2 protein-coding genes are annotated in these 5,611 nt (G+C 66.4%); both read right to left on the reverse strand.

The genetic code is table 11. The features are described 5' to 3' along the window. Nucleotides 1–5: 5 nt before the first annotated feature. Entirely contained in the window at nt 6–2,186 is a 2,181-nt protein-coding gene (locus tag PMI15_RS23785; protein WP_157214735.1) for a response regulator, read from the reverse strand. Next, nucleotides 2,183–5,611, reverse strand: a 3,429-nt coding sequence (locus PMI15_RS23790) for a response regulator (protein WP_007875111.1), incomplete at its 5' end; no start/stop codon positions are given. The genes PMI15_RS23790 and PMI15_RS23785, both read right to left, overlap by 4 nt.

A 5,611-nucleotide genomic window follows, 5' to 3' on the forward strand; every position in this document is an offset into this window, starting at 1 on the left:
GGCGGCTAGCGCTCGCCCGCCGCATTGCGCGCCGCGGGCTGCTGGCTGACGATGGACAGCAGGTAATCAATATCGGCGGGCTTGACCACATGGTGGTCAAAACCCGCATGCTGCGAGCGCTGGCGGCTTTCGGCCTCCCCGTATCCCGTCAGCGCGATCATCAGCGCGTCCCTGGATTCGGGGCTGCTCCGCAGCTGGCGGGCCACTTCAAAGCCGTCCATGCCGGGCAGGCCGATGTCGAGGATGAGCACGTCGGGCGCGAACTCCCGGGCCACGGTGAGTGCCGCCGCGCCGTCGTTGGCGATCCTGACCACATAACCCTCGAGTTCGAGCAGGACCTTGAGCGTGTCGGCCGATGCCGGCAGGTCGTCGACGACCAGGATTTTGCGGGAAGCGGCCGGCGCCGGCCTGGCCGCCTTCGGTGCGGGGCCGGCGGGAAGGACGGCCCCCTCGCCCGCCACGCGGGCCGGGAAATACACGCAGATGCGGCAACCCTTGCCGCGGCCCTCGCTGTAGGCCTCCACCCTGCCCTGGTGCAACTGCACAAGGTGCTTGACCAGCGTCAGGCCTATGCCCAGGCCGCCCTGGGCGCGGTCCAGGGCCTGGTCGCCCTGGGCGAACAGGTCAAAGATATGCGGCATGAATTCGGCCTCTATGCCCTGGCCGGTGTCCGAGACGGTGATGCACAGCTCATCGCCCTGGAGCGAAGCGCCCAGGCTGATCTTTCCCCCCGGGTCGGTGAACTTGGAGGCGTTGTTGAGCAGGTTGGACAGCACCTGCGACAGGCGCACCAGATCGCCCTGCAGGACGATCGCCTCGCCGGGGATGTCAACGATGAGTTCCTGCTGCCTGGCGGCCAGCAGGGGACTGCTGGCTTCGACGGCGCGCTCGCACAGGGTGGACAGCCGTACCGCCTCCATGTGCACGGTGACCTTGCCGCGGACGATGCGCGAGACGTCCAGCAGGTCGTCGACCATCCTGGACATGTGGTCGACCTGGCGGGCAATCACGTCGCGCGCCCAGGCCACGGTCGGGTCGGCGACCTGGGCCCCGTGGATGATGTGCACCGCGTTGCGTATGGGCGCCAGCGGGTTGCGCAGCTCATGCGCCAGCATGGCGAGGAACTCGTTCTTGCGGCGATCGGCCTCCTGCACCAGGGTGTAAAGCCTGGCGTTCTCCATGGCGATGGAGGCCCGGCCCACGACTTCGCTGAGCAGGGCGACATCAACCTGCGCGAAGCCGCCGGCCCTGCCGAAGAGGATGAGTGCGCCCAGTTGCTGCTCGCCGGCCACCAGCGGGCAGACGGCCATCTCCTCATGGTCGGCCGGCAGTTCCGGCCACTCGACGGGCGGCGTGGCCGCGGGCTGCGCCGCGCACAGCTCGGTCGCGGGCAGAAAGGCTATTTCCCGCGCGAGCATGGCGTCCCGGACCAGCGCCGCCATGGAGGGGCTCAGATCACGCTGGCATTCGAGCAGCACCGGGCCCACGGCGGGATCCGCGCTGCCCGAAATCTTCAGGCAGCGGCAGTGCAGTTCCCCATGGCCATCGAGCAAGGCGACGGCCGCCATGTCGCCCAGGCCGGGCACCGCGACGTCCGCCAGCGCGTGGGCGGTGGCGTCGATATGGAGGGACATCGAAAGCCGCTGGCTGGCATCGGCCAGGTAGGCGGCGCGGCGTGTGGCGTCTTCCGCCGCGGTGCGCGCCGCTTCGGAGCGCGCCAGCGCCTCGCGCTGCACGGCCTGCTGCTGCAGTTGCCGGTTCATGCGGTGCAGGTCGACAAACACCTTGACCTTGGAGCGCAGCACGCCAGGCACGACCGGCGACGAGATGTAGTCCACCGCGCCCAGCGCATAACCCTTGGCGGCCTGGGCCTCGTCGACGTAGGCGGTGATGAACAGGATGGGGGTCTGCGAGCTCTTTTTGTACTGCCGTATCAGGCCGGCGGTTTCCAGGCCGTCGATGTCGGGCATGTTCACGTCCAGCAGGATGACGGCAAACTCCATCTCCAGGATCAGGCGCAGGGCCTCCCGGCCCGAACGGGCGCTGACGAGGTTCTGCCCCAGCTCCTCGAGGATGCTGCCCATGACGACATGCTTTTCGGGCAGGTCGTCAACGATCAGGATGTTGACCGGGTCCGGGTTCAGCATGCTTGCCGGCTCCTGCGGCAGGGCGAGAACGGCGCTCATCGCGGCAACCAGGCGCGCAGCACGGCGAGCAGGTTCTCCGTGTTGACGGGTTTGGACAGGTAATCCCAGGCGCCCGCCTCTATGCATTTCTCGCGGTCGCCCTTCATGGCCTTGGCGGTGACCGCGATCATGGGCAGGGTCTTGCCGGCCGGCAGCTTGCGGATCTCCTGCATGGTGACCAGGCCGTCCATCACCGGCATCATGATGTCCATCAGCACCACGCTGAGCCGGGGGTCGGAGGCGACCTTGGCGATGGCGTCATGGCCGTTGTCGGCCCAGACGATGTCCATGCCCTCTTCCTCGAGCACCGTGGCCAGCGCGAAGATGTTGCGCATGTCGTCGTCGACGATCAGCACCCGTTTGCCCGCCAGCGACTTGCCGGCGTCGTGCAGGGTCCTCAAGGTGCCGCGCTGCCGCTCCGTCATGCGCGCCTCGTTCACATGCAGGGCGTGCAGGGCCAGGTCGAGCACACGCGGGACGGACCTGGCCTCGCGGAACAGATAGCCGTCGCGGGCCTGCCAGGCGGGCTGGTGCAGCGCGTCTATCGGCCCTTCGCGCCAGACCACCACCGGCAGCGGCCCGAGTACCGAGGGAGCCGGCAAGGTGTGGCGCAGCTGCTCAAAACCTTCCTCCAGCGAGGGCTCATCGGTGATGGCGCATTCAAAGCGCGCGAAGTCCTCGGGTTTGACCTCGGCCAGCGAGGCCATCGTCTGGCACAGGATGTGGCTGTGGCCCAGCAGGCCGGTGACCTCGGCGCGCAAGGCCTCGTCCTTCAGGGCGACCAGCACATGCCGCACCGGGCGCGAGACATAGCGGTGCAGCTGGTCCAGCATCTCGTCGAGCACCTCCTTGGCGGGGATGGGCTTGGCGATGAAAGCCATGGCGCCGCTGCGGTAGGCGCGTTCCTGGGAGTCGTCCGTGGAAATCACGCAGACCGGGATGTGGCGCACGCTGAAGTCCTGCTTGATGCGCTCGAGCACGCGCCAGCCTTCCATGTCGGGCAGGTGCATGTCCAGCGTGATGGCCGAAGGCTTGAACTCCGCCGCCAGCGTGAGTGCGCCGGCACCCAGCGAGGTCACCAGGCCCTTGAAGCCCTTGGCGCGCGCGGCGTCGAGCAAAAAGCTGGCGAAGGCCAGGTCGTTCTCGACGATCAGCAGCACGAAGTCGCCGGGCTGAATGTTATGCCTGTCGTCCGCGGCTTCGTCGGCCGGCGCGGGGGCGTCCAGGGACAGGGCGGCATCATTGAAAGTGCTGTCCTGCTTTTCAAAACCCAGGCGGCTGATGGGCGCGGCGGTTTCCATGCGCTGTTCGGCGCTGCCGCCGGGCTTGCGCGCGCCTCGCCACGAGGAATAGGTCAACGGCAGGTAGAGCACAAAGCTGCTGCCTTCGCCCGGCGCGCTGGACAGGCGTATCTCGCCGCCCAGCAGGCGCGAGAGTTCGCGGCTGATGGCCAGGCCCAGGCCGGTGCCGCCGTATTTGCGGGAGGTAGAGCCGTCGGCCTGCTGGAAGGCCTCAAAAATGATCTGCTGCTTGTCGGCGGAAATGCCTATGCCGGTGTCGGTGACGGAAAACGCCAGCACCTGCTGGGCGCGGTTGAGTTCCTCGTGGTCCGGGCTCCAGCCGGTGAAGGCCTCCTCGATGGCCAGGGCCACATGGCCCTGGTGCGTGAACTTGAAGGCGTTGGACAGCAGGTTCTTGAGGATTTGCTGCAGGCGCTTGACGTCGGTCACCATGGATACCGGCAGCTGCAGCCCGGTGGTGATCAGGAAGTCCACGTTCTTGGCCTCGGCCACGTGGCGGAAGGTGCGCTCCACATACATCTGCAGGTCGGACAGCCGCAGTTCGTTGACGTCCACCACCACCGTGCCCGACTCGATCTTGGACAGGTCCAGGATGTCGTTGATCAGCATCAGGAGGTCGTTGCCCGATGAATGAATGGTCTTGGAAAACTCGACCTGCTTGGCGGTCAGGTTGCCCTCGGAGTTCTTGCACAGCTGGTCGGACAGGATCAGCAGGCTGTTGAGCGGCGTGCGCAGCTCGTGCGACATATTGGCCAGGAACTCCGACTTGTACTTGGAGGTCAGCGACAGCTGCTTGGCTTTTTCCTCGAGTGCCTGGCGGGCCTGCTCGACCTCCTGGTTCTTGCGCTCCACCTCGTCGTTCTGCTGCACCAGCAGGTGGGCTTTTTCCTGCAGCTCCTCGTTGGTCTGCTGCAGCTCCTCCTGCCGGCTTTGCAGCTCCTGTGCCAGGGACTGCGACTGGGTCAGCAGGTCTTCGGTGCGCATATTGGCTTCAATCGTGTTGATCACGATGCCGATACTTTCCGTGAGCTGGTCCAGGAAGGCCTGGTGCGTGGGGTTGAAGCGCTCGACCGAGGCGAGTTCCACCACACCGCGGACCTGGCCCTCGAAAATGATGGGCAGCACCAGGATGTCCATGGGTGCCACTTCAGTGAGGCCCGAGGAGATTTTCAGTCCCTGCGGCATGGAGGAGGTCAGCAGGATCTTCTGCTTGTCGAAGGCGCACTGGCCAATGAGGCCCTGGCCCAGGTCGATTTCCTTGCCGTAAGCGCCCTGCCCGTCGGAGGCATAGCTGGCCATCAGGCGCAGGCGCGGCCTTTCCTGGGTGTAGCTCAGCACGTAAAACTCGGCCTGCTGGGCGCCCACCACGGGCGCGAGCTCCGACAGGATCAAATGGCCCACGGCCACCAGGTCTTTCTGGCCCTGCAGCATGCGGCTGAACTTGGCCAGGTTGGTCTTGAGCCAGTCCTGCTCGGTGTTGACCTGGGTGGTGTCCTTGAGGTTGCGGATCATTTCATTGATGGTGTCCTTCAGCGCCGCCACCTCGCCCAGCGCCTCCACGGTGATGGAGCGCGTCAAGTCGCCCTGGGTCACGGCCGTCGCCACCTCGGCGATGGCGCGCACCTGGGTCGTCAGGTTGGCGGCCAGCTGGTTGACGTTTTCGGTCAGGCCTTTCCAGGTGCCGGCCGCGCCCGGCACCTTGGCCTGGCCGCCCAGCTTGCCTTCCACCCCCACCTCGCGCGCCACCGAGGTCACCTGGTCGGCGAAGGTGGCCAGCGTGTCGGTCATGCCGTTGATGGTGTCGGCCAGGGCGGCGATTTCGCCCTTGGCCTCCACGGTCAGCTTGCGCTCCAGGTCGCCGTTGGCCACGGCCGTCACCACGCGTGCAATGCCGCGCACCTGGCTGGTCAGGTTGCCGGCCATGAAGTTCACGTTGTCGGTCAAATCCTTCCAGGTGCCGGCCACGCCTTGCACATCGGCCTGGCCGCCCAGCTTGCCTTCGGTGCCCACCTCGCGCGCCACCCGCGTCACCTCCGAAGCGAAGGATCGCAGCTGGTCCACCATGGTGTTGATGGTGTTCTTGAGCTCAAGAATCTCGCCCTTCACGTCCACCGTGATCTTCTT

Source organism: Polaromonas sp. CF318, assembly GCF_000282655.1.
GTDB lineage: Bacteria > Pseudomonadota > Gammaproteobacteria > Burkholderiales > Burkholderiaceae_C > Polaromonas.

What these genes read in the sequence shown, in the direction of transcription:
- PMI15_RS23785 (WP_157214735.1), bottom strand. Translation starts at nt 2,186, where the DNA reads ATGAGCGCCGTTCTCGCCCTGCCGCAGGAGCCGGCAAGCATGCTGAAC.